Origin of the sequence: Caulobacter sp. 73W, assembly GCF_041021955.1 — a bacterium.
Classification (GTDB): Bacteria; Pseudomonadota; Alphaproteobacteria; order Caulobacterales; family Caulobacteraceae; genus Caulobacter.
This window is the reverse complement of the sequence record NZ_CP158375.1, coordinates 3,013,389-3,035,540: the sequence shown is the minus strand read 5'-3', so window position 1 is coordinate 3,035,540 and position 22,152 is coordinate 3,013,389. Positions and strand designations below refer to the sequence as shown.

Here is a 22,152-nt window from a genome sequence, read left to right as displayed (position 1 = left end):
GTGAGGCGTTAGGTCGCGTCGTTCCGGGCTAGATCGCTTCAGACCACAGGCTTCCCGAGCGGACAGCGCGCTTGAGGTTATCTCGTTCCGTCTTCAAGCGCTCAAAGGCCTCCATGTCGGAACGTCCCCCAAGGCGACCCTTGGCGGAGGTGACGGCGTCCTCGAGCGCAGCCAGACGGTTCAGAACCGACAGAGCGTGCGACCACTGGGACCTGGCGGCCTCGAGCGTGACATCCTGTTTCAGGAAGGGCGCGCCCGATGCGGCGGCGGCCCGGTCGATGTCAGTCAAAAGCGCGGCAAACCCACGTGTGCGCAGATGGCGTGTGAGTCCTTCGGTGTCAAGGGCTTCTGCTTCCAGACGCAGGCTTGTCAGTTCGTTTGCGAGACCTTTCAGGGCCGGATCGCCGAACCCCTTGCTCGGCAAATCCTCCAGGTGATCGTCCAGCCGGTGCGGGTCCTCGATGGCTCCCTTGGCCAGGGCGGCGGCCAGCGGATCGAGCGCATTGGCCAGCCGCTCGGCGGCGGCGAGCCCTTGCGGCGTGGGCGGCAACAGCGGCGGCGCGCCCTTTTTCCAGCCTCCGCCGCCGCGCCCGCCCTCGTACGGCGCGCGCGGCTGCCAGGCCGGCCGGGCCTGGGGCGCGTCCCGGCCAAGAAGCGTGTCCAGCCGCGCCAGCAGGTCATCGCGATAGGCCTGGGCCAGATCCTTGTCGGCGATGGTCTGGGCGGCGGCGCGCAGGCGCTGCTTCAGCCCCGCCTTGCGTTCCGGCGTGTCGAGGGTCTCGGCGTCCTTCTCGCGGGTGAACAGGGCCTCGACGAAGGGCGTGGTCTGGGCCAGCTGGCTTTTCAGCGCCGCCGCCCCCTGCTCGCGCAGCACGTCGTCAGGGTCCTTGCCGCCCTCCACCACAGAGAACTTGAAGCTTCGCCCCGGCTTGAGCAGCGGCAGGGCCCGGTCGATGGCCCGGCTGGCGGCCCGCTGGCCGGCCTTGTCGCCGTCGAAAGACAGGGTGGGTTCGGGATGCAGGCGCCACAGCACCTCCATCTGCTCCTCGGTCAGGGCGGTGCCCAGCGGCGCCACCCCCGCGATCCCGGCCCGCTGGCAGGCGATCACGTCCATATAGCCCTCGACCACCACCAGGGCGGCGTCGCCCCCGCCCGCCTGGCCGGCGTGCAGGATTTTCCGGGCCTCCGGCAGTCCGTACAGCAGCCGCCCCTTGTGGAAGAGGCTGGTCTCTGGACCGTTCAGGTACTTGGCCCGCGCCTCCGGATCCATGGCCCGGCCGCCGAAGCTGACGATCTTTCCGCGCGCGTCGGCGATGGGAAAGATGATCCGGTCGCGGAAGCGGTCATAGGGCGCGCCGCCGTCTTCCGGCGCGATCAGCAGGCCGGCGTCCACCAGATCGGCCGGCCGGGCGCCCTTGGCGATCAGATAGTCCTTCAGCGCCGTGCGGCCCGACGGCGCGAACCCCAGGCCAAAGCGCTTCCATTCGCTTTCGGGCAGGGCCCGCTTTTCCAGATAGGCCCGCGCCGCCGCGCCGACCGGGCGGCGCAGCTCGGCCTCGAACCACTTGGCCGCATGGTCCATCCAGTCGGACAGGCCCTTGCGCTTCTCCTCCTGCTGGGCGGACTGGGCGTCCGGCTCCGGCATGGGCACGCCCGCCTCGGCGGCCAGGCGCTCGACCGCCTCCACGAAGGTCAGGCGCTCGGTTTCCTGGAAAAAGGCGATCAGGTCGCCGTGCTTGCCCGAGCTGAAGTCATGGAAGAAGCCCTTGTCGTCGTTCACGAAGAACGACGGGCTCTTCTCCTTGGAGAAGGGCGACAGGCCGACGAATTCCCGCCCCTGCCGCTTCAGCTTCACGGACTTGCCGATCACGTCCGACAACCGGACGCGCGACTTTATCTCCTCGAGGAAGCGGTCGTCGAAGCGCATGAGTTCTCTTTATGTGAACTCAGCGGCATAGCGAATAGCTACGCCCCCAATGCCGCTCACTCCCGCGCAGGCGGGAGCCTATCCGGCTGTTTCAGCTTGGATCCCCGCCTTCGCGGGGATGAGTGGAAGCCTTTACGCCTTCGCCTTGTCCATATGCCCGGCGAACCGCTCGAACAGGTAGAGGCTGTCCGTCGGTCCCGGGCTGGCTTCTGGATGGTGCTGAACCGAGAACACCGGCTTGCCCGACAGCTCCAGGCCGGCGTTGGTGCCGTCGAACAGCGAGACGTGGGTTTCCTTGACCGGCGCCGGCAGGGTTTCGCGCTCCACGGTGAAGCCGTGGTTCATCGACACGATCTCGACCTTGCCGGTCGTCAGGTCCTTCACCGGGTGGTTGGCCCCGTGGTGGCCCTGCTCCATCTTCACCGTCTTGGCGCCCAGCGCCAGGGCCAGCATCTGGTGGCCAAGGCAGATGCCGAACACCGGCTTGCCGCTCTCGAGCAGCTTCTGGATCTGCGGCACGGCGTATGCGCCGGTCGCCGCCGGATCGCCCGGACCGTTGGACAGCAGCACGCCGTCCGGGTTGCGGGCCAGGATGTCCTCAGCCGAGGTGTCGGCGGGAACCACCGTCACGCGGGCGCCGACCTGGGCGAGCGAGCGCAGGATGTTGCGCTTCACGCCGAAGTCCATGACCACCACCTCGTACTTCGGCGCCTCGACCTTGCCGTAGCCTTCCGGCCACGACCACTCGGTCTCGGTCCACTCGAACGACTGGCGGGTGGAGGCGTCCTTGGCCAGGTCCAGGCCCACCAGGCCGGTCCATTCGGCGGCCTTCTTCTGCAGGGCCGGAATGTCGAACTCGCCCGTCGGGCTGTGGGCGATGACGCCGTGCGGCATGCCCTTCTCGCGGATCAGGCGGGTCAGGGCGCGGGTGTCGACGCCGGCCAGGCCGACGACGCCGCGGCGCTCCATCCAGGCCGCCAGGGTCGAATTGGAGCGCCAGTTGGCCGGATCGGTCGGGGCGTCGCGGAAGATCGCGCCGCGGGCCGAGGTGTCCGACGAGCCGCCGATCTGCTCGATGTCTTCGCTGTTCGTGCCGACATTGCCCACGTGCGGGAAGGTGAAGGCGACGATCTGCGACATGTAGGACGGGTCGGTCAGGATCTCCTGATAGCCCGACATGGCGGTGTTGAAGCACACCTCGCCGAGGGCCTCGCCAGCCGCGCCGACGCCGATCCCTTGCAGGACCGTGCCGTCCGCCAGAACCAGAACCCCCGTCACCCCAGGCAGCAGATCGATCGACATGGGACATTCTCCTGTGGGGTCATGGTCGCAAAACGGCGGGCGAAGGGCCACCCCTCGCCCGCCGGCAAACGGGCGCGTCATTACGGGCTGCAACCCGCTGGGTCAACCAATGAAACGGGCGCGGATGACGTCGGGTTCGCCCTGCGCTATCACCCGCCTCCGATTTGGAGGCTCTGATGCCCATCACCACTGTCGGCTTGGACGCCGACGACACGCTCTGGCACAACGAGACGCTGTTTCGTCTGACGCACCAGCGCTTCGTCGGCCTGATGTCCGACTGCGCCGACGAGGACATGCTCGAATCGCGCCTGGCCGAGGTCGAGAAGCGCAACCTGCGTCTCTATGGCTACGGGGCCAAGGGCTTCACCCTGTCGATGATCGAGACGGCCCTGGAGCTGACCGAGGGCAAGGTCTCCACCCGCGTGATCGCCGAGATCCTGGCCGCCGGCCGCGACCTGCTGGCCCACCCGATGGAGCCCCTGTCGGGGGTCGAGGCCGCCGTCGCCGCCCTGGCCGAGCGCTACCGCCTGGTGCTGATCACCAAGGGCGACCTGCTGCACCAGGAGCAGAAGCTGGCCGCCTCGGGCCTGGGCGACCACTTCGCCGCCGTCGAGATCGTCAGTGAAAAGGACGCCGACACCTATCGACGCGTCTTCACCCGCCACGGCACCGGCCCGCGGGAAGCCGCCATGGCCGGCAACTCCGTCCGCTCCGACGTCATCCCGGCGCTGGAGGCCGGCTGCTACGCCGCGCTGATTCCCTATCCGCTGGTCTGGGCCCACGAAGCCGCCGAGGCTCCGACGGACCATCCCCGCTACGCCCAGCTGGAGACCCTGGCCGACATGCCGGCCTGGCTGGCGCAGCTGGGGGACTAGCTTCTCCTCCCCCGCTTGCCGGGGATGGGAAGTCAGGCCGCGCACGCCGCGTGCTTCTTCACCACCCGCTCCATCGACGCCGGGAACCGCGCCAGCCCGGCCGCCGGGCGCACGGGCCGCCGCACCAGCTCGCCTGAACAGCCAGGGCACACCCCGCCCAGCCGGTTGTCCGCGCAGTCGGCGCAGAAGGTGCACTCGAACGTGCAGATGCGCGCTTCCACGCTCTCCGGCGGCAGGTCACGGTCGCAGCATTCACAGTTGGGGCGCAGACTGAGCATGGGTAGGGTCTCCTTCCCGCTCCTGATGGCAGAGGCCAGCGACAGCCGAAATGACGAAGTTCCCTCGTTTTGAGACATTGGCCGCCCTCGCCGTCGCGGCGCTGCTCTCCACCTCCGCCCGCGCCGCGCCCGCCCCCGTTCCCGCCTATGACCTCGTGATCCGGGGCGGCTCGGTGATCGACGGCTCCGGCGCGGCGGCCTTCACCGGCGACATCGGCGTCAAGGGCGAGCGCATCGTCTATGTGGGCCCCAAGGCGCCGGGCGTGGGGGCGAAAGAGATCGACGCCAAGGGCCTCGCCGTCTCCCCCGGCTTCATCAACATGCTCAGCTGGGCCACCGACAGCCTGATCGCCGACGGCCGCGGCCTGTCCGACCTGAAGCAGGGCGTAACGCTGGAAGTGATGGGCGAGGGCTCGTCCATGGGTCCGCTGACCCAGGCCATGAAGGCGGCGGAGCAATCGCGCCAGGGCGACATCAAGTACGAGATCTGGTGGAACAGCCTGGACGAATACCTGGTCGGCCTGACCAAGCGCGGAATCGCCCCCAACGTCGCCTCCATGCTGGGCGCCGAACAGCCCCGCGTCATGGTCCTGGGCGAGGGTGACGTGGACCCCACGCCCGAACAGCTGGCCCAGATGCGCAAGATCGTGGTCCAGGCCATGGAGGAAGGCGCCCTAGGCATCGGCTCGTCCTTGATCTACGCCCCCGGAACCTACGCCGAGACGGACGAGCTGGTCGCCCTGACGACCGAGGCGGGCCGCTGCGGCGGCGTCTACCTGTCCCACATGCGCAGCGAAGGCGACCGCCTGGTCGAGGCCGTGGACGAGCTGATCGAGATCAGCCGCCGTTCCGGCGCCCCGGCCGAGATCTGGCACCTGAAGGCCGCCGGCCGTGAGAACTGGTCCAAGCTGGACGCCGTCATCGCCCGCGTCGAGGCCGCCCGCGCCAGGGGCCAGCGCATCACCGCCAACATGTACAACTACACCGCCGGCTCCACCGGCTTCGACGCCGCCATGCCCACCTGGGTCCAGGCCGGCGGCCGCGAGGCCTGGATCGAGCGCCTGAAGAACCCGCAAATCCGCGCCCGCGTGCTCAAGGAGATGCGCGCCGAGAAGCCGGACTTCGAAAGCCTCTACCGCCACGCCGGGGCCGAAGGGACCCTGCTGGTCGGCTTCCGGTCCGAGGCGCTGAAGCCCCTCACCGGCCGCACCCTGGCCGATATCGCCAAGGAACGCGGCGTCAGCCCGGAGGACGCCATCATCGACCTGATCATCGCCGACGGCAGCCGCGTCCAGGTCGTCTATTTCCTGATGAGCGAGGACAATGTCCGCCGCCAGACCGCCCTGCCATGGATGAGCTTCGGCTCCGACGCCGCCGCCCTGGCGCCCGAGGGGGTGTTCCTGAAGTCCTCCACCCATCCCCGCGCCTACGGCAACGTCGCCCGCTTGCTGGGCAAGTATGTGCGCGAGGACAAGGCGCTCACCCTCCCCGACGCCGTGCGCAAGATGACCAGCCTGCCGGCCCACAATCTGGGCCTGCGCGACCGGGGCCTGCTGAAGACCGGCTACTACGCCGACGTCGTCGTCTTCGACCCGGCGACCGTGGCCGACAAGGCGACCTACGAGAAGCCGCAGCAGTTCGCCGTCGGCGTCCGCGACGTGGTGATCAACGGCGGCCTCGCCCTCTCCAACGGCGAGCCGACCGGCGCCGCGACGGGCCAGGTCGTCCGTGGCCGGGCCTGGAAAGGCTGGAACGACGGCGGCTGCAAGGCGAGCGCGGCCGACTGGAGCTGGTAGGGCGGCGGCGCGCAGTTGCCCCCTCTTGAGCCAGGCGAATAGTTCGATTATACGCGAAATATGGAAATATCGGTCGCCGTCAGCCGTCTCGCCGCCTTGGCTCATCCGACTCGGCTTGAAACCTATCGCTTGCTGATCAGGGCAGGCCCCGATGGTCTGGCCGCTGGCCGGATCGCGGACCTGACCGGCAGCCTGCCAAGCACACTGTCGTCCAACCTTTCGTCGCTGGGCGGCGCGGGTCTGGTCCAGAGCCGGCGCGAAGGCCGCTCGATCATCTATTCGGCCAACTTCGGAGCCATGGGCGAACTGCTCGCCTTCCTCGTGGAGAACTGCTGCGACGGCGCTCCGGAAATTTGCGCGCCGATCAGCGACACCCTGAACCGCGTGGCCTGCTGCCAGCCGGAGCGCGTCTGATGTCGGTGTTCGAACGCTATCTGACGGTTTGGGTCCTTCTGTGCATCGTGGCCGGGGTCGCCTTGGGCTGGGCCGCGCCCGACCTCTTCGCGGGCATCGCCTCGGCCGAGGTCGCCAAGGTCAACCTGCCTGTGGCCGGCCTGATCTGGCTGATGATCGTGCCGATGCTGCTGCGGATCGACTTCGGCGCCCTGAACGGCGTCGGCCGCCACTGGCGCGGGATCGCCGTCACCGTGGGCGTAAACTGGCTGATCAAGCCATTCTCCATGGCGCTGCTGGGCTGGCTGTTCGTGGGGTGGCTGTTCCGCCCTCTCCTCCCTGCCGATCAGATCGAAAGCTACATCGCAGGTCTGGTCATCCTGGCCGCCGCGCCTTGCACGGCCATGGTCTTCGTCTGGAGTAACCTGACAAAAGGCGAGCCTCATTTCACGCTCAGTCAGGTGGCGCTGAACGACGTGGTCATGGTGTTCGCCTTCGCGCCCATCGTCGGCCTGCTGCTGGGGCTGGCGGCCATCACCGTGCCTTGGAGCACGCTTCTTCTGTCCGTGGCGCTCTACATCGTCGCTCCAGTGATCGTCTCCCAACTCGTCCGCCGCGCCATGCTGTCGAAGGGCGGGCAAGCTGCTCTCGACGGTCTGCTGAGAATGCTTCAGCCGGTGTCGCTGGCGGCGCTGCTCGCGACCCTCGTCCTGCTGTTCGCCTTCCAGGGTGAGCAGATCATCGGCCAGCCGGCGGTGATCCTGCTCCTCGCCATCCCGATCCTGATCCAGGTCTATTTGAACGCGGGGGCGGCATACCTGCTGAACCGCGCCTTGGGCGAAGCCTATTCGGTGGCCGGCCCGTCTGCCCTGATCGGCGCCAGCAACTTCTTCGAACTGGCGGTGGCCGCCGCGATCAGCCTGTTCGGGCTCAAGAGCGGCGCGGCCCTGGCGACCGTCGTCGGTGTGCTGGTGGAGGTGCCGGTGATGCTGTCGGTCGTCGCCATCGTGAACCGGACCAAGCCCTGGTACGAGGCGGGCGCCGCCGTGCGCCGCCTTGGCCTCGCCAAATGAGGCGACAGACCATGACCGACACTGATTTCCCGGTGACCATCTTCCACAACCCCGCCTGCGGCACCTCGCGCAACACGCTGGCGATGATTCAGGCTTCGGGCGAGACGCCGACCGTTGTCGAGTATCTGAGCCAAGGCTGGACCCGACCTCAGCTCGAAGCCCTGCTCGATGAGATGGGGAAGAAGCCCCGCGACATCCTGCGGATCAGCGGAACTCCCGCGGAGGAACTTGGCCTGACAGACGCGGCGACGAGGGACGAGACGATCCTCGAGGCGATGATCGTGCACCCTATCCTCGTCAATCGACCGATCGTGCGCACGCCCAAAGGCACACGCCTTTGCCGTCCTTCCGAACTGGTGTTCGGTCTGCTGCGACAGCCGCCGGAACGTTTTGAGAAGGAAGACGGCGAGGTCGTCGGACCGCCGCTTTAGCGAAAACCGCGTTACGCCACCTTTCCGAAAGTTCACTGGATTCCGCTGTTCGGTCAGGCGATCAGGTGCGTATGAACCTGACCTACCGCACGAAACGACTGATCGTCTGCGCCCTCGCGGGCTGGGCCTCCGGCGCCGCCCTGGCCGCCGCCGCCCTGCCCGTCCACGCCGCCGAGCCGGTCGAGGTGATGGTGGTGGGCGTGTTCCACATGTCCAATCCCGGTGCGGACATCTCGAACGCCAAGTAAGAGGACGTCCTGTCGCCCAAGCAGCAGGCGGGCGTGGCCAAGGCTGTCGACGCCCTGGCGAAGTTCAAGCCGACCCGCATCGCGGTGGAATGGCCGCGGAAGGTCACGGCCGAACGCTACGTCCAGTACCAGCAGGACGGCCTCAAGGGTCACCGCAGCGAGCGTAACGAGGTGGTCCAGCTGGGCTATCGCCTGGCCAAGCAGACCGGCGCGGCCATCGAGGGCGTCGATGTGGACGGCCAGTTCCCCTACGGCCCGGTCATGGCCTATGCCGAGGCGCACGGTCAGAAGCCCATGCTCGACGCCCACCGCGCCAAGACCGACGCGGAGATGAAGGCGCAGGAGGCCCGTTTCTCCACGGGCGGGACTTCGGCTGTCCTACGCCACCTCAACAGCCCCGCCTACATCAACAAGGGCCACGACTTCTATCGCCAGATCGGCCTGATCGGCGGCGGGGACGACCAGCCTGGCGCGGCCCTGCTGACCGGCTGGTACGACCGCAACTTCAAGATCTGCGCCCGCATCCTGCAATCGGCCAAGCCGGGAGACCGCATCGTCGTCATCTACGGCGCCGGTCATTCCTTCCTGCTGCGCCAGTGCGTCACCGAGACCCCCGGCTTCAAGCTGGTCGAGCCGAACGCCTGGCTTCCGAAGTAGGGAATCCGCCGGGCCGCGCGGCCATTCATCATCTTTCCTGATTTTGCATTCTTGCGCGCGGGGTCACACGTCTCTAAACGACCCCCTTAACCTGCAATCTGACCTAGGGGACGGGCGCGCCGCCGCGCGACCGCCCTTGCGCGCGAGACCGACATGCCCAAACGCACAGACATCAAGTCCATTCTGATCATCGGCGCGGGCCCGATCGTCATCGGCCAGGCGTGCGAGTTCGACTACTCGGGCGTCCAGGCTTGCAAGGCCCTGCGCGCCGAGGGTTACCGCATCATCCTGGTCAACTCGAACCCGGCCACGATCATGACCGATCCAGACGTGGCGGACGCGACCTATATCGAGCCGATCACCCCCGACATCGTCGCCAAGATCATCGAGAAGGAGCGCCCTGACGCCCTGCTGCCCACCATGGGCGGCCAGACGGCGCTGAACACCGCCCTGGCGCTCGAAGAGCAGGGCGTGCTCAAGAAGTTCAAGGTCGAGATGATCGGCGCCAAGGCCGAGGTCATCGACAAGGCCGAGGACCGCCAGAAATTCCGCGACGCGATGGACAAGCTGGGGCTGGAAAGCCCCCGCTCCAAGGCCGCCCACACGATGGACGAAGCCATGGAAGGCCTCGACTTCGTGGGCCTGCCGGCGATCATCCGCCCGTCCTTCACCCTGGCCGGCACCGGCGGCGGCATCGCCTACAACGTCGAAGAGTTCAAGGAGATCGTCGAGCGCGGTCTGGACCTGTCGCCGACCACAGAGGTGCTCATCGAAGAGAGCGTCCTGGGCTGGAAGGAGTTCGAGATGGAGGTCGTCCGCGACAAGGCCGACAACTGCATCATCGTCTGCTCGATCGAGAACATCGACCCGATGGGCGTCCACACGGGCGACTCCATCACCGTCGCCCCCGCCCTGACGCTGACCGACAAGGAATATCAGCGGATGCGCAAGGGCAGCATCGACGTGCTGCGCGAGATCGGCGTCGAGACCGGCGGCTCCAACGTCCAGTGGGCGCTGAACCCCAAGGACGGCCGCATGGTCGTCATCGAGATGAACCCGCGCGTGTCGCGCTCGTCGGCCCTGGCGTCGAAGGCCACCGGCTTCCCGATCGCCAAGGTCGCCGCCCGGCTGGCCGTCGGCTACACCCTGGACGAACTGGCCAACGACATCACCGGCGGCGCCATGCCCGCCTCGTTCGAGCCGTCGATCGACTACGTGGTCACCAAGATCCCGCGCTTCGCCTTCGAGAAGTATCCGGGCTCCGAGCCGTACCTGACCACCTCCATGAAGTCGGTCGGTGAAGTCATGGCCATCGGCCGCACCTTCTCCGAAAGCCTGCAAAAGGCCCTGCGCGGCCTGGAGACGGGCCTCACCGGCCTCGACGACGTCGAGATCGAGGGCGCCGAGGATCCGGACACCGGCAAGGCCGCCGTGGTCCGCGCCCTGGGCAACCCGACCCCGGACCGCCTGCGCGTCATCGCCCAGGCCTTCCGCCACGGCCTGACGGTCGAGGAGATCGAGGCCGCCTGTTCGTATGAGCCCTGGTTCCTGCGCCAGCTGGCCGAGATCGTGCGCCAGGAAGGTCTGGTCCGCGCCGGCGGCCTGCCGCACAACGCCGCCGACTTCCGCCGCCTGAAGGCCATGGGCTTCTCCGACGCCCGCCTCGCCAAGCTGACCAACCTCACCGAAAACGAGGTGCGCAGGCAGCGCCACGCCCACGGCGTGCGCCCGGTGTTCAAGCGCATCGACACCTGCGCCGGCGAGTTCCGCGCCGACACCCCCTACATGTACTCGACCTACGAGACGGGCGCCCTGGGCCAGCTGCCGGACTGCGAGAGCGATCCGTCGGACCGCAAGAAGGCCGTCATCCTCGGCGGCGGTCCCAACCGGATCGGCCAAGGGATCGAGTTCGACTACTGCTGCTGCCACGCGGCCTTCGCGCTGGACCAGGTCGGCATCGAGTCGATCATGGTCAACTGCAACCCCGAGACCGTCTCCACCGACTACGACACCTCCGACCGTCTGTATTTCGAGCCGCTGACCGGCGAGGACGTGCTGGAGCTGCTGGCGGTCGAGCAGACCAAGGGAACCCTGCTGGGCGTCATCGTCCAGTTCGGCGGCCAGACCCCGCTGAAGCTGGCCAACGCCCTGGAACAGGCCGGCATCCCGATCCTGGGCACCAGCCCCGACGCCATCGACCTGGCCGAGGACCGCGAGCGCTTCCAGCAGCTGCTGCACGACCTGAAGATCGCCCAGCCGAACAACGCCATCGCCCGCAGCGCCGAAGAGGCCTTCGCCGGCGCGCACAAGGTCGGCTACCCCGTGGTCATTCGCCCCTCCTACGTGCTGGGCGGCCGCGCCATGGAGATCGTCTATGACGACGAGCAGCTGGACCGCTACATCCGCACCGCCGTGCAGGTGTCGGGCGACAGCCCCGTCCTCATCGACCAGTACCTGAACCGCGCCACCGAGGTGGACGTCGACGCCCTGTGCGACGGCGAGACCGTCTTCGTGGCCGGGGTCATGGAGCACATCGAGGAGGCCGGCGTGCACTCGGGGAACTCGGCTTGTTCCCTGCCGCCCTTCTCGCTGAAGCCGGAGACCATCGCCGAGCTGAAGCGCCAGACCGAGGCCATGGCCTTCGCGCTCAAGGTCCGCGGCCTGATGAACGTGCAATTCGCCATCGAAGAGCCGCACAGCGACAACCCGCGCATCTACGTGCTGGAAGTGAACCCGCGCGCCTCGCGCACCGTGCCCTTCGTGGCCAAGACCATCGGCCAGCCGGTCGCCTCCATCGCCGCCAAGGTGATGGCCGGCGCCAAGCTCTCCAGCTTCGGCCTGACCGACAAGCCGTACGACCACATCGCGGTGAAGGAGGCGGTCTTCCCGTTCGCGCGCTTCCCCGGCGTCGATACGGTGCTTGGCCCTGAGATGCGCTCCACCGGCGAGGTCATGGGCCTCGACTGGAAGCGCGAGGGCGAAGACTTCATGCCCGCCTTCGCCCGCGCCTTCGCCAAGAGCCAGCTGGGCGGCGGCGTCACCCTGCCCCGCCAGGGCTGCGCCTTCGTCTCGGTGCGTGAGGCCGACAAGCCGTTCATCGTCGAGCCGACCCGCCTGCTGATCCAGGCCGGCTTCCGCATCCTGGCCACCACCGGCACGGCCGCCTACCTGGCCGAGCAGGGCCTCAAGGTCGAAGTGGTCAAGAAGGTGCTGGAGGGTCGCCCCCACATCGTCGACGCCATGAAGAACGGCGAGGTCCAGCTGGTCTTCAACACCACCGAAGGCAAGCAGTCCCTGGCCGACAGCTTCGAGATCCGCCGCTCGGCCCTGATGTCGAAGATCCCTTACTACACCACCGCCGCCGGCGCCCTCGCCGCCGCCCAGGCCATCGCCTCGCCGAAAGCCGAGACGGCGGCCCTGGAGGTCCGGCCCCTGCAGAGCTACGCGTAAGGAACAACGAGCATGGCGGCGCCTCGCATTGTCTTGGCGACCGCCGGCTCCCTGGGAGACCTCCACCCCTTCCTCGCGCTCGGCAAGGCGCTCGCCGGCCGCGGCGCGCGGGTCGAGATCGCAACCCAGGCGGAGTTCCGCCCCAAGGTCGAGGCCGAGGGCCTGGCATTTCTTGAGGCCAGTCCGAACCTGGCCGAGTTCGAGGCGCAGCTCGGCCTCGATCTTGCCGGCATCACCGAAAAGATCGCCGGCTCGGACTTCTGGTTCTACGAGAAGGTTGTCCTGCCCAACATCGCCGCCAGCGCCCGCCTCCTGATCGAGCAGGCCAAGGGCGCCGACATCATCGTCGGCTCCGCCTTCGCAGTGGGCGCCCAGCTGGCGGCGGAGGCGCTCGCCCTCCCCTTCGTCAGCGTCGCCCTGTCGCCCATGCTGTTCATGTCGGCGTACGAACCGCCGCCCATCACCCCTTGGCTGAAGCCCTGGACCGACCCCGCCGGCCTCGCCCTCAACCGCGCCACCCTGGCGCTGGGCCGCCTGTCCACTAGTCGCTGGACCCGACGCCTCAACGCCGCCCGCGCCGAACTGGACCTGCCGCCCACGCGGGACAACGTGGTCTTCGACGCCCCCTGGCGCGCCGACCTGATCCTCGGCCTGTTCTCGCCTCAGCTTGGCGGCGCGCTGCCGGACCATCCGAAGAACACCCGCATCACCGGCTACGCCGCCTATGACAGCGAGGCCGGCGGCCCGCCGACCCTGCCGGCCGACCTGGCCGCGTTCCTCGACGCGGGCGAGCCGCCCATCGTCTTCACCCTGGGCAGCGCCGCCGTGAACATCCCCGGATCGTTCTACGCTCAGGGCCTGGCCGCCGCCCGCGCCCTGGGGCGCCGCGCCGTCCTGCTGGTCGGCCCCGACGGAGACGCAAGCCTCGCCGACGGCCCGGACGTCATCGCCGTCCCCTACGCGCCCTATTCCCTGCTCTTCCCCCGCGCCGCCGCCAACGTCCACCAGGGCGGCGTCGGCACCACCCAGCAAGCCCTGCGCGCCGGTCGCCTCCAACTCGTCGCGCCCCACCTGGGCGACCAGCACGACAACGGCGCCCGCGTCGCGGCGCGCGGAGTCGGCGCCGTGCTGGAGCGCGAGCGATTCAAGGCCTCGACCGTGGCGCAGACGCTAGGGCGCCTGATGGGGGACGCGGCGGTGGCGGCTAGAGCCGCCGAGGTGGGCGCACTCAGCGCGGCCGAGGATGGCGCGATGGTTGGGGCGGGGTTAGTGCTGGGGTTGGCTGGCGCGGCTTGATGCTAGAGGCAGCACGCCGATCAACGCGCCTGCTGCATTCGCCGGCTCAGCTCGATGTGCTCGGTCGACACGCCGTTGGCCTGGAACTCGGCGGTCAGGGCGGACAGTTCGCTGGCGGTGCAGCTGTCCTTGATCGCCTGCCAGCCGTCGATGCTGTAGGCGGCCATGCCCACCGCGTCGCGGCACTTGCCGCTGACGTTCGCCTCGCCTCGTCCCCAGTTGGCCGTCAGCAGGAAGACGACGACGAAGAGCAGCAGGCCGGCCGCCGCGAAGAACGCGATCTGTCGGGCCAGGCGGGGAAGGCGCGAGGGTTTGTCGGACATCCGACATGGCTACAAACCGCGCCCCAGCTTGACCATGCGGCCAAGCGCCTCCTGGGGCTTTGCGCCGCACCGGCCCTGATGCACAGTGATCTGAACACTGATCAGGGAAACGCCGATGCTGACCGTCCATCACCTCAACAACTCCCGCTCGCAGCGCGTGCTCTGGCTGCTGGAGGAGTTGGGCGCGCCCTACCAGATCAAGCACTACCAGCGCGACGCCAAGACCATGCTGGCCCCGCCGGAGCTGAAGGCGGTGCATCCCTTGGGCAAGTCGCCGGTGATCACCGACGGCGACATCACCGTGGCCGAGACGGGCGCCATCGTCGAATACATCCTGGAGACCTACGGCGCCGGCCGCTTGGTCCCGCCGGCCGGCACGGCGCAGAAGCGCGCCTACACCCACTGGCTCCACTTCGCCGAGGGTTCGGCCATGCCGCCCCTGCTGCTGAAGCTGGTGTTCGGCGTTCTGCCCGAACGGGCGCCGGGCCTGCTGAAGCCGATCGTGAAAGGCATCGCCGCCAAGGCCCAGGCCGGCTTCATCGACCCGCAGCTGGCCGCCCAGCAGGCCTATTGGGAAGACACGCTCAGCAAGTCCGAATGGTTCGCCGGGCCGGACTTCACCGCCGCCGACGTGATGATGAGCTTCCCGCTGGAGGCGGCGTCCTCCCGCTCGCCCTTCGGCGCCGACAAGCCCAAACTGAAGGCGTTCCTGCAGCGCATCCACGCCCGGCCCGCCTATCAGAAGGCCCTGGAGCGCGGCGGGCCGTACGCCTACGCCTGATCGGCGAACCTTCGCCGTGGTGGTGCGTTGAGGGCGGCATGAAACGCACCTCCCTCGCCGGCGGCCTTATACTGGCCGTCGTCGCCGCCATCGCGGCGGTCATCGTCCTTGGTCTTTTCTACGTTCTGGGGGCGGCGATCGGCGTGGCGGTGTTCGTCGCCCTGGGGGTCGGGCTGATCGGCCTGATTCTTTACGGTTACGCCCGTTTGGGCCGCCGCCCGAAAGTCGAGGAAAATCAACCGCCGGTGAAGCTTCCCTGAACAACCCTTGATCCGGGGGGAATGGCCCCCTATCCTCTCAGCCCCCGGACGTCTGCGCCCGCGGCCAAGAATCAAACCCAGGGCGACCGAGCTAAATCCGCAATGGAAAAAGTCCCGATGACCGCCGGGGGCTATACGGCCCTCGACGAAGAACTGAAGCGTTTGAAAACTGTTGAGCGGCCGAACGTCATCGCCGCCATCGCGGAGGCGCGCTCGCACGGCGACCTCAGCGAAAACGCCGAGTACCATGCCGCCAAGGAGCGTCAGGGCTGGATCGAAGGCCGCATCGCCGAGATCGAGGACAAGATCGCCCGCGCCCAGGTCATCGACGTCTCCAAGCTGTCCGGCACCCAGGTGAAGTTCGGCGCGACCGTCAGCGTCGTCGACGAGGACACCGAGGAAGAGGCGCGCTACCAGATCGTCGGCGAGCACGAGGCCGACGTGAAGTCGGGCCGCGTCTCGATCGCCTCGCCCATCGCCCGCGCGATGATCGGCAAGGAGACCGGCGACGTCGTCGAGGTGAACACCCCCGGCGGCGTGAAGGCCTACGAAATCCTCAAGGTCGAGTGGATCTAGAGGCCGCCCGCCCGTCCGAACCGCTCGTCATCTGGGCGGTTTCGGACGGACGCGCGGGGATCGAGGCCCAGGCCGTCGGCCTGGCCGAGGCCATTGCGCGCCAGACCCGCGCCCGCATCGTCGTCAAGCGCATCGCCTATCGTGGAAACTGGCGCCGCCTGCCCTGGCGCCTGCACCCGTTCCCGCGCGCCACCCTGACGCCGGAAAGCGACATCGTCGGCCCCTGGCCCGACATCTGGATCGGCTGCGGCCGCGCCAGCATCCCCCTGTCGATCCGGGTCAAGCGCTGGTCAAAGGGCAAGACCTTCGTGGTCCAGCTGCAGGACCCCAAGGCCCCGTCCCGCCTGTTCGACTTGGTCGCCCCGCCCAAGCATGACCGCCTGACCGGCGACAACGTCGTCCCCCTGGTCGGCTCGCCGCACCGGGTGACCGCCGCCCGCATGGCCGCCGACCACAAGGCCTTCGCCCGCAAGCTGAACCGCCTGCCGCATCCCCGCGTGGCGGTGCTGATCGGCGGCCGCTCCAAGGCCTTCGACCTCAGCCAGACCCGCGCCGCCGGCATCGCCCGCGACCTGGTCCTGCCGCTGGAGCACGAGGGCGGCTCGCTGATGATGACCTTCTCGCGCCGCACCCCGGACGAGGCCAAGACCCTGATGAAGGCGCGGCTGAAACACCTGCCGGGCATGATCTGGGACGGCGAGGGGCCCAACCCCTACTTCGCCTTCCTGGCCGCCGCCGACTACATCTGCGTCACCGAGGACAGCACCAACATGGCGGTCGAGGCCGCCGGCACCGGCAAGCCGGTCTTCGTGCTTAAGATGGACGGCGAAAGCCGGAAATTCCGCGCCTTCCACCAGTCCCTCGAAGACCACGGCGCCGCCCGCCCCTTCGGCGGCCACTTCCACGGCTGGACCTACGAGCCCCTGGCCGAGACGGACCGGCTGGCGGCGGAAGTGCTGGAACGGATGGGCGCCCGGCAATGAACCGGCAGGGAATCACCGCTAGTCTGACCGCGTGATCCTCGCCGTTCTCCAGGCCCGCATGAGCTCCAGCCGCCTTCCCGGGAAGGTGATGCTGCCCCTGGCCGGCGCGCCGATGCTGATCCGCCAATGCGAGCGGGTCGCCCGCTCCAAACGGATCGACAGGCTGGTGGTGGCCACCAGCGACGAAGCTTCCGACGATCCGCTCGCCGAGGCGGCGGCTCGTTACGGCCTCAACGTCTATCGAGGCTCGCTCGACAATGTCCAGGCGCGCTTCATCGGGGCGCTGGAAGCCTTTGGGCCGGCCGATCACGTTGTCCGCCTGACCGGTGACTGCCCCCTGATCGACCCCGCGCTTATCGACACCTGCATCGATGAGCATCTGCGGGCCAGGGCCGACTACACCACCAACACCCCTGCGGACGCCGCCTTCGCCAAGGGCCTGGACGTGGAGGTCATGACCGCTCCGGCCCTGCGCCGCGCCGCCGCCATGGCGACCAGCTCCGAAGAGCGCGAACACGTCACTTGGATCTTCCACACCCGCCCTGACCTCTGGCGCGACGCGGCCGTACGCCCCCCCGTCGATGAATCGGAGGTTCGCTGGACGGTGGACAGACCGGACGACTACGCGTTCGTTCGACAGGTGTTCGACACCCTCTTGCCGGCCAATCCAGCCTTCACCAGCGACGACGTGCGGGCATTCGTCCGCGGTCGGGCGGACTTGGCCGCCTGGGGCGGGGACCGACGGCTTTGAAACGGGTGCTGTTCGTCGCCGACGCAGGACCGACGGTCGGCGGGGGGCATGTCATGCGCTCCTTGACCCTGGCCCACGCCCTCGCCGATCGGGGTCATGCCTGCGCCTTCCACGCAGGCGCCCATGTCTCGCCGCTGCTCGACGCCTTCGCCGACCAGCGTATCGGGCGCGAGGCGCGGAGCCCGGAACAGGCCCTGGATTACGATCTGGTGGTCTTCGATCACTACGGCCTTTCCGAACCCGACCATCGCGCAATGGCGGCGGGGCGGCCGACCATGGCGATCGACGATCTCGCCGATCGCCTCTTGGGCGCCGACCTCGTTCTGGACGCTGGTCCGGACCGTCGCGCGGAAGACTATGCCGGCCTGACGCCCAAAGACGCGCGCCTTCTGCTGGGTCCCAGTTTCGCGCCCGTGCGCGCCGAATTCGCCCGCTTGCGGGACGAAACGCTCCGCCGCCGCGCCACGGCCCCCGTGCGGCGGGTCCTGGTGTCCCTTGGATTGACCGATCTGGATGGCGTCACGGGCAGGGTGATCGACGCCCTGCTGACCAAGACCCCAAGGGTCGAGTTCGATGTCGTGGTGGGGTCCCAGGCGCCGAGCCTGCCTCGCCTGCGCGACAGGGCCGCCGAGGAGCCACGCCTGCGGCTGCACGAACAGACGCACCGCATGGCTGAACTCACCGCCGCGGCGGACATAGCCATCGGCGCGGGGGGCTCAACGAGCTGGGAGCGCTGCACTTTGGGCCTCCCGACGATCCTCGTCATTCTGGCTGAAAACCAGGCTCCCGCCGCGCATGCGCTTGAAAGACGCGGGGCGGTGTCGACGATCCAAGCCTCTGACGCCGCCTTCGCCGAAAGGCTGGAAGAACGCGTCGGTGAGCTTTTGCGAGAGGAGCGGCTTCGGGCCGAGATGTCAGAAGCCGCCGCCGCTGTTTGCGACGGCCTGGGCGCGGCCCGGACAGCCGACGCCATTCTGACGCACATCAAGGACGTCGGACCTTAGCCGCATATTAAGCATAAGCTCAGACCCTTCGGCGACGCAGTGCGCATAACAGGCCTTCATGATCCAGCTCCCCTCGATACGCGGACTCAAATACCCGGACGAGGCCGTCGTTCGCCATTTCTTCAAGGCGCGACTCGATAGCCGCCCGGGCCGGGCGGTGGAGCTGGGCGGCGGCACGGGCAACAACCTGTCGCTTTACAAAAGCTACGGCTGGCGCGTGACCAATGTCGACCGCGACGCCCGCGCCCTGGCCGATGCTGCGCATAACCTTGGAGAGGAAGCCGAGATCGTCGAAGCCGACCTCTCCGCCGGCCCGCCGCCGCTCAGCGGACCCATCGACGCCCTGCTGATCCCCAACATGCTCTGCTACGTGTCGGCGGCTCAGGCTGAACGCCTGCTTTCGGGGGTCGCGCCGCTGATGGCTCCGGGATGCGCGGTCTTCGTCAGGACCCGGGCCCGGGACGACTATCGCTACGCCCGCGGACGCGAAACCGAACCGCACGGCTTTATCCTCGATACCGAGGAGACCGGTGAAGCCGGCGCCTTCAACCTCTTCTATGACGAGAGCGCGCTGACCGATCTGCTGAAGCGCACGCTCGGCCTGGAGCCGACCGCCCTGCTGCGCATCCGTTTCGACAACATCCAGTCCGGCCGCCTTGTGCCGGGCAACAGCGACATCGTGGTCTGGGGCCAACGACGGTCATGACCGTCGCCGGCCTTCGTATTGTCGGCGGCGGCCTCAGCGGCCTCCTCGCCGCCCTGGATGCGCCGGAACTGGGCTATGACGAAGTGCGCCTGCACGAAAGGCTGGACAGCCTTGGGGGCGTAGCGCGCTCGCGCGTGATCGACGATCTGGAGATACGCGAGGCGACGATCTATTTCGCTCCGCCCGGCGATCCTGTGACCGACACGCTTGTTCGTCACGGCGTGGCGCTGGACGTCTTCTCCAATCGCTACGCTTCCGTCAGCCTCGACGAGCAAGGCGAATTTCGGTGCGTGGAAGGGTTCGGGGGGCCCGCCTGGCCGGGTGGCCTGCAAACCAGGCCGCGCGACTTCGCCAATCTGGCCGATCGTTTCGCCGCCTATCCGCCGGCCATCGAGGCGGCGTTGGCCCGCTATTGCCGCTGGCACCTGGACACTGATCCCGCCGCCCTGCATCCGGACACGGCGGTCGCCCTGGCGGTGAACCGGGTCTATCCCGTCGACGCGCCGATCGACGCCCTGGCCCAGGCCAAGCGGGCCGATCCCCTGAGCGACGAACTCTTCGGCCTGCCCTCGGCTTTGTGGGGACGTACCCACAACGCCCAGGCCACGCTTCCCACGAACGGCTTCCCCGCCATGTTCCGCACCCTCTCGGAACGGCTGACCGCGCTGGGGGTCCAGGTGGATACCGAAACCCTGGTCACCCCGACCCAGGCGTTCGAAGCCGTCGACAGGGGCGAGACCGTGCTCTGGGCCGCCAACCCCCTGCCCCTGGCCAAGGCCGTCGGCCTGCGCACGCCCGAACAGGTCCGCAAGACCTTCTCGACCTACACCTTCGAAGCCCGGACCTCGATCGCGGCGCCGTTCTACGTTCAGAACTTCACGGCGACCGGGGCGGTGTTCCGCGCCTACCTGTACGCCAGCGGCGACCAAACGCTCTTGACGCTGGAATGTGTCCGGCCGGCGGACGAGAACGCGCTTCGGTCCGAGGCCGCCAGATTGTTGGAGGGCGTCGGCGGCGCGACCCTCGGGCGGCTTATCGACGAGGCTCACCGCCCTCGCTGGATCTATCATTCTCCAGCGGTCGTCGAGATGCTCGGCCAGCTGCGCGATCGCCTCTATGGCCGATGCGGCGCCGCCCTCGTTCCGGGCGCTTGGGAGCCTTACGGCAAGACGCAGAAGCTCCTCGAAATACGGGAGGGCCTCATCCAGGCCATCGCGGCCACCCGTCCCGCGGCGCAGCGCGCATGACGACGCCGCAAGCAGCGCGGACGGCCGCGATCATGCAGCCGACCTACCTGCCCTATCTCGGCTATTTCGAGCTGATCGCGGCGAGTGAGGTGTTCATCTTCCTCGACGACGTGCAGTTCGCCCGGCGCTCTTGGCAGTCACGCAATCGCATCCTGCTATCTGGACAGGAACAGATGCTCACCATCCCCGTCCGGGGACATGATCGCGACACCGCCCTCGACTCTATCCACATCGCCGACGATCAGCCCTGGCGCGCCAAGCATCTGCAGTCCCTCCGTCACGCCTACGCAGGACGCCCCGGCGCCGCCGAAGGCCTGGCCTTCATGGAGGAGCAGCTGGCGCGGCCGGCTGACCGACTGTCGCAGTTCACGGCCGGACTGATCGAGGCCGCGGCGAGCCGTCTTGGACTGGCCCCCCGGTTCGTGCGGGCCTCCGATCTGGGTTGCGGTGAAACCCGGTCACGTCACCTGCTGGCCCTGTGCCGCGCGATGAATGTCGAGCAGTACATCTCGCCCCGGGGATCCGAGGGTTACATGACGCAGGAGGGCGTCTTCGAAGCCGAGGGGTTCCCGGTCCGCTTCATGGACTTCGTTCCCCAGCCCTATGAGCAGGGATCACCGGAATTCACCCCCTACATGGGCTTCATCGATGCGGTGATGAACCTGGGTTGGGCTGGGACGGCGGACCTGGTCAGGCGTCCGGGGTGATCATATCCCAGGCCAGCGGTTCGCCTCGGACCAGCGGCCGGGTCGCACGACGTCCCAGCACCTTGTCCAGCTCCACCGGCGGCAAGCCCGCCCCGGGACGTATGGAGCGCACATTGGCGCGGGTCAGCTCTCCACCCGCCGGGACGTCCGCCGCCACATAGAGCGAGCGCCGGAACTGCAGGCTGCCTCGCTCCGACCCCAGCACGTCGTAATGCGCATGCCCCAATGAACGCCACGCCGCGTCGCATTCGCTGACCAGATGCGAGAATTCCCCCGGCTCCAGGCTGAAGGCGGCGTCGGGCCCGCCATCCGCCCGCGCCAGGGTGAAGTGCTTCTCGATGACGCTGGCGCCCAGGGCGATCGCCGCCACCGACGCCGCCGAACCCGGCGTGTGGTCCGACAGCCCCACGGGCCCATCGAAACGCCGCGCCATATCGGCGACCGTGCGCACGTTCGCGTCCTCCAGCGTCGCAGGATAGCTGGAGACGCAATGAAGCATCACCACGCCCGCCGCCCCGGCCTCCAGCGCCGCGCGGCGCGCGGTTTCGATCTCTTCCAGATTGGCCATGCCGGTGGAGATGATCAGCGGCTTGCCCCTGGCGGCGGCATAGCGGATCAACGGCAGGTCCACCGCCTCGAAGCTGGCGATCTTGTAGGCCGGCGCGCCGAGACCATCGAGCAGATCCACCGCCGTCTCGTCGAAGGGACTGGAGAACAGGATCACCCCCCGCTGGCGAGCGCGCTCGAACAGCGCCTCGTGCCATTCGAAGGGCGTGTGGGCCTCCTGGTACAGCTCGTACAGGCTGCGGCCGTCCCACAGCCCGCCGTTGATATGGAACTCCGGCCGATCGACGTCCATGGTGATGGTGTCGGCCGTATAGGTCTGGATCTTGATCGCCGCGCAGCCGGTGTCAGCCGCCGCGTCCACCATCTGAAGCGCCCGATCCAGGCTGCCATTGTGGTTCCCCGATAGCTCGCAGATCACGAAAGGCGGGTGATCCGCGCCAATCTTGCGTCCAGCGATCTCGATTTCAGGGGATGAGCTCATCGGGCCGCTCGCAAGAAGGGGAATCGGTCATTAAATTACA

23 protein-coding genes are annotated in these 22,152 nt (G+C 68.2%); 18 read left to right on the top strand and 5 right to left on the bottom strand.

Going from position 1 to position 22,152, the window contains the following annotated elements:
- Window positions 1-28: 28 nt before the first annotated feature.
- Entirely contained in the window at window positions 29-1,927 is a 1,899-nt protein-coding gene (gene dnaG / locus ABOZ73_RS14395; RefSeq protein ID WP_369058828.1) for a DNA primase, read from the bottom strand.
- Window positions 1,928-2,059: 132 nt separating this feature from the next.
- On the bottom strand, window positions 2,060-3,229 hold the full coding sequence (gene carA, locus ABOZ73_RS14390; protein WP_369058827.1) for a glutamine-hydrolyzing carbamoyl-phosphate synthase small subunit: 1,170 nt from the start codon (window positions 3,227-3,229) through the stop codon (window positions 2,060-2,062).
- Window positions 3,230-3,405: 176 nt separating this feature from the next.
- Between carA and ABOZ73_RS14385 the strand changes: the two genes are divergently transcribed.
- Entirely contained in the window at window positions 3,406-4,104 is a 699-nt protein-coding gene (locus ABOZ73_RS14385) for an HAD family hydrolase (protein WP_369058826.1), read from the top strand.
- Between the two features lie 32 nt (window positions 4,105-4,136).
- Here the strand turns inward: ABOZ73_RS14385 and ABOZ73_RS14380 are convergent, their stop codons facing one another.
- Window positions 4,137-4,382, bottom strand: a complete 246-nt coding sequence (locus tag ABOZ73_RS14380) for a DUF1272 domain-containing protein (RefSeq protein WP_369058825.1) — start codon at window positions 4,380-4,382, stop codon at window positions 4,137-4,139.
- A gap of 77 nt (window positions 4,383-4,459) precedes the next feature.
- On the opposite strand from ABOZ73_RS14380, the gene ABOZ73_RS14375 reads away from it, so the two are divergent.
- The 8 genes from ABOZ73_RS14375 (at window position 4,460) to ABOZ73_RS14340 (ending at window position 13,726) form a co-directional block, all read left to right on the top strand.
- On the top strand, window positions 4,460-6,178 hold the full coding sequence (locus ABOZ73_RS14375) for an amidohydrolase family protein (RefSeq protein ID WP_369058824.1): 1,719 nt from the start codon (window positions 4,460-4,462) through the stop codon (window positions 6,176-6,178).
- Window positions 6,179-6,307: 129 nt separating this feature from the next.
- Entirely contained in the window at window positions 6,308-6,592 is a 285-nt protein-coding gene (locus ABOZ73_RS14370; protein ID WP_369058823.1) for an ArsR/SmtB family transcription factor, read from the top strand.
- Window positions 6,592-7,644: an ACR3 family arsenite efflux transporter gene (arsB, locus tag ABOZ73_RS14365; RefSeq protein ID WP_369058822.1), complete on the top strand. Its 1,053-nt coding sequence runs from the start codon at window positions 6,592-6,594 to the stop codon at window positions 7,642-7,644. Before ABOZ73_RS14370 ends, arsB begins: the two co-directional genes overlap by 1 nt.
- An 11-nt stretch (window positions 7,645-7,655) precedes the next feature.
- A complete protein-coding gene (arsC, locus tag ABOZ73_RS14360) occupies window positions 7,656-8,075 on the top strand; it encodes an arsenate reductase (glutaredoxin) (protein WP_369058821.1) in 420 nt (139 codons plus the stop codon).
- Between the two features lie 71 nt (window positions 8,076-8,146).
- Window positions 8,147-8,323: a hypothetical protein gene (locus ABOZ73_RS14355; protein WP_369058820.1), complete on the top strand. Its 177-nt coding sequence runs from the start codon at window positions 8,147-8,149 to the stop codon at window positions 8,321-8,323.
- Between the two features lie 33 nt (window positions 8,324-8,356).
- Window positions 8,357-8,980, top strand: coding sequence for a DUF5694 domain-containing protein (locus ABOZ73_RS14350; protein ID WP_369058819.1), 624 nt, complete (start codon window positions 8,357-8,359; stop codon window positions 8,978-8,980).
- Window positions 8,981-9,133: 153 nt separating this feature from the next.
- Window positions 9,134-12,430 (top strand): carbamoyl-phosphate synthase large subunit, encoded by a 3,297-nt coding sequence (gene carB / locus ABOZ73_RS14345; protein ID WP_369058818.1) that lies wholly within the window; start codon window positions 9,134-9,136, stop codon window positions 12,428-12,430.
- A gap of 12 nt (window positions 12,431-12,442) precedes the next feature.
- Entirely contained in the window at window positions 12,443-13,726 is a 1,284-nt protein-coding gene (locus ABOZ73_RS14340; protein ID WP_369058817.1) for a glycosyltransferase, read from the top strand.
- Window positions 13,727-13,746: 20 nt separating this feature from the next.
- On the opposite strand, the gene ABOZ73_RS14335 is transcribed toward ABOZ73_RS14340, so the two are convergent.
- The gene (locus ABOZ73_RS14335) at window positions 13,747-14,049 is read right to left on the bottom strand and encodes a hypothetical protein (RefSeq protein ID WP_369058816.1); all 303 of its coding nucleotides are present in this window, start codon (window positions 14,047-14,049) and stop codon (window positions 13,747-13,749) included.
- A 115-nt stretch (window positions 14,050-14,164) separates the two neighbouring features.
- Here ABOZ73_RS14335 and ABOZ73_RS14330 point away from each other — a divergent pair, with 115 nt between their 5' ends.
- The 9 genes from ABOZ73_RS14330 to ABOZ73_RS14290 all read left to right on the top strand — a co-directional run bounded on the left by ABOZ73_RS14330 (window position 14,165) and on the right by ABOZ73_RS14290 (window position 21,064).
- Window positions 14,165-14,830, top strand: coding sequence for a glutathione S-transferase family protein (locus tag ABOZ73_RS14330; protein WP_369058815.1), 666 nt, complete (start codon window positions 14,165-14,167; stop codon window positions 14,828-14,830).
- Between the two features lie 38 nt (window positions 14,831-14,868).
- Window positions 14,869-15,090 (top strand): hypothetical protein, encoded by a 222-nt coding sequence (locus ABOZ73_RS14325; RefSeq protein ID WP_369058814.1) that lies wholly within the window; start codon window positions 14,869-14,871, stop codon window positions 15,088-15,090.
- A gap of 102 nt (window positions 15,091-15,192) precedes the next feature.
- Complete coding sequence (greA, locus tag ABOZ73_RS14320; RefSeq protein ID WP_277787131.1) at window positions 15,193-15,666, top strand: transcription elongation factor GreA; 474 nt, start codon at window positions 15,193-15,195, stop codon at window positions 15,664-15,666.
- Window positions 15,657-16,649, top strand: coding sequence for a mitochondrial fission ELM1 family protein (locus ABOZ73_RS14315; protein ID WP_369058813.1), 993 nt, complete (start codon window positions 15,657-15,659; stop codon window positions 16,647-16,649). Before greA ends, ABOZ73_RS14315 begins: the two co-directional genes overlap by 10 nt.
- Before the next feature lie 31 nt (window positions 16,650-16,680).
- On the top strand, window positions 16,681-17,400 hold the full coding sequence (locus tag ABOZ73_RS14310; protein WP_369058812.1) for an NTP transferase domain-containing protein: 720 nt from the start codon (window positions 16,681-16,683) through the stop codon (window positions 17,398-17,400).
- A 53-nt stretch (window positions 17,401-17,453) separates the two neighbouring features.
- On the top strand, window positions 17,454-18,404 hold the full coding sequence (pseG, locus tag ABOZ73_RS14305) for a UDP-2,4-diacetamido-2,4,6-trideoxy-beta-L-altropyranose hydrolase (RefSeq protein ID WP_369058811.1): 951 nt from the start codon (window positions 17,454-17,456) through the stop codon (window positions 18,402-18,404).
- A 58-nt stretch (window positions 18,405-18,462) separates the two neighbouring features.
- Window positions 18,463-19,110, top strand: a complete 648-nt coding sequence (locus ABOZ73_RS14300) for a methyltransferase domain-containing protein (protein ID WP_369058810.1) — start codon at window positions 18,463-18,465, stop codon at window positions 19,108-19,110.
- Window positions 19,107-20,357 carry an NAD(P)-binding protein gene (locus tag ABOZ73_RS14295; protein WP_369058809.1) on the top strand — a complete coding sequence of 417 codons (1,251 nt, stop codon included), beginning with the start codon at window positions 19,107-19,109 and terminating at the stop codon, window positions 20,355-20,357. The genes ABOZ73_RS14300 and ABOZ73_RS14295 overlap by 4 nt, the downstream gene beginning before the upstream one ends.
- Window positions 20,354-21,064 carry a WbqC family protein gene (locus tag ABOZ73_RS14290; protein ID WP_369058808.1) on the top strand — a complete coding sequence of 237 codons (711 nt, stop codon included), beginning with the start codon at window positions 20,354-20,356 and terminating at the stop codon, window positions 21,062-21,064. The genes ABOZ73_RS14295 and ABOZ73_RS14290 overlap by 4 nt, the downstream gene beginning before the upstream one ends.
- Here ABOZ73_RS14290 and pseI read toward each other — a convergent pair.
- Window positions 21,048-22,112: a pseudaminic acid synthase gene (gene pseI, locus ABOZ73_RS14285; protein ID WP_369058807.1), complete on the bottom strand. Its 1,065-nt coding sequence runs from the start codon at window positions 22,110-22,112 to the stop codon at window positions 21,048-21,050. The genes ABOZ73_RS14290 and pseI overlap by 17 nt on opposite strands.
- Window positions 22,113-22,152 lie beyond the last annotated feature (40 nt).